The organism is Agromyces aerolatus (assembly GCF_031432255.1).
Classification (GTDB): domain Bacteria; phylum Actinomycetota; class Actinomycetes; order Actinomycetales; family Microbacteriaceae; genus Agromyces.
The window spans coordinates 1-1,308 of sequence record NZ_JAVKGQ010000036.1 but is presented as its reverse complement, the minus strand read 5'-3'; the positions used below and the strand labels follow the sequence as shown (position 1 = coordinate 1,308).

The 1,308-nt window shown below is 65.2% G+C and carries 1 protein-coding gene; it reads right to left on the bottom strand.

The genetic code is table 11. The features are described 5' to 3' along the window. Positions 1–22 precede the first annotated feature (22 nt). Positions 23–1,260 (bottom strand): IS3 family transposase gene (locus RH864_RS19170; RefSeq protein ID WP_310519181.1). Its coding sequence is split into 2 segments (ribosomal slippage): positions 23–975 and positions 975–1,260, totalling 1,239 coding nucleotides; the frame shifts between segments, so codons are not numbered across the junction. Between the last annotated feature and the right edge of the window lie 48 nt (positions 1,261–1,308).

Below are 1,308 nucleotides of genomic sequence, written 5' to 3'. Positions count from 1 at the left end.
TGAATCGGCCTGACTTTCGTTCCTATTCGGAGGCTTGTCCGGCGGGTGCCGGTTGGCCTGATTCTTGGTCAGCGTAGTACGCGTTCTCGACCTCGGCGGGTGTGCGCATGTCGAGCTCGCCGTGGAGCCGCTGATTGTTCCACCACCACACCCATTCGAGGGTCGCAAGTTCGACCTGCTCGACGGTCCGCCAGGGCCCTTGCTGGCGGATGAGCTCGGTCTTGTAGAGGTTGTTGACGGCCTCGGCCATCGCGTTGTCGAACGAGTCGCCGACGGTTCCGGTGGAGGGGAAGGCGCCGAGTTCGACGATCCGGTCGGTGTAGACCATCGCCATGTAGTTCGAGCCGTGGTCCGAATGGTGCGTCAGGCCGGCGAGATCACCGCCAGCGCCCCAGGCAGCCATGTCGAGCGCCTGCAAGGGCAGGATCTCGGCCTTCAGTGTGGCGGCGACGTTCCAACCGACGATGCGTCGCGAGTAGACGTCGGTGACGAACGCGACGTAGGCGAACCCGGACCAGGTGGCGACGTAGGTCACGTCGCAGACCCAGAGCCGCCGCGGTGCCGGCGCGGTGAAGCGACGGTTGACCAGGTCGCTCGGCAGCGCGGTCGTCTTGTCGGAGCGTGTCGTGAACACTCGCTTCGACTTCTTGACGCCTCGAACGCCGGCCAGGCGCATGAGGCGCTCGGTCTGGTCACGACCGATACTCCAGCCCTGCCGGCGCATCAACGCATGCATCTTCCGCCGTCCGTAGACGCCGTAGTTCTCCGCATGCAGCCGCGCGACCTCCGGGACGAGCAGTTCGTCGCGCAGCTGACGGGCCGACGGTGCACGACCGACCGCGGCGCGATACCCGCGGGAGGTGAGGAACCCTTGAACTGCCGGGCGCAGCACCCGGCAGATGAGCTCGACCCCGAAACGATCCCGGTACTCGGTGATGAACCGGATCATCTCGGTCAGGGGTGGTCGAGCTCCTTCGCGAAAAACACGCTCGCAGCCTTGAGGATCTCATTCGCCTTCCGCAGCTCCGAGACCTCCTTCTGCAGCCGCTTGATCTCCGCCGCCGCATCGGTCGTCACGCCCGGCTTCACGCCAGCATCGACCTCGTAGCGGCGTTGCCAGAGCCTCAGCGTCTCCGGACTCATCCCGAGCAGCCCCGCCACATGACGGACGGCGCTCATCATCGTCGGGTGCGACGGCCGCGTCTCCGCGAGCATCCGCAACGCCCGCTCACGCATCTCCGGCGAATACTTCCTGTTCATCGTGTTCCATCCTTACTTGAAGAACGGAACGAAAGTCAGGCCGATTCA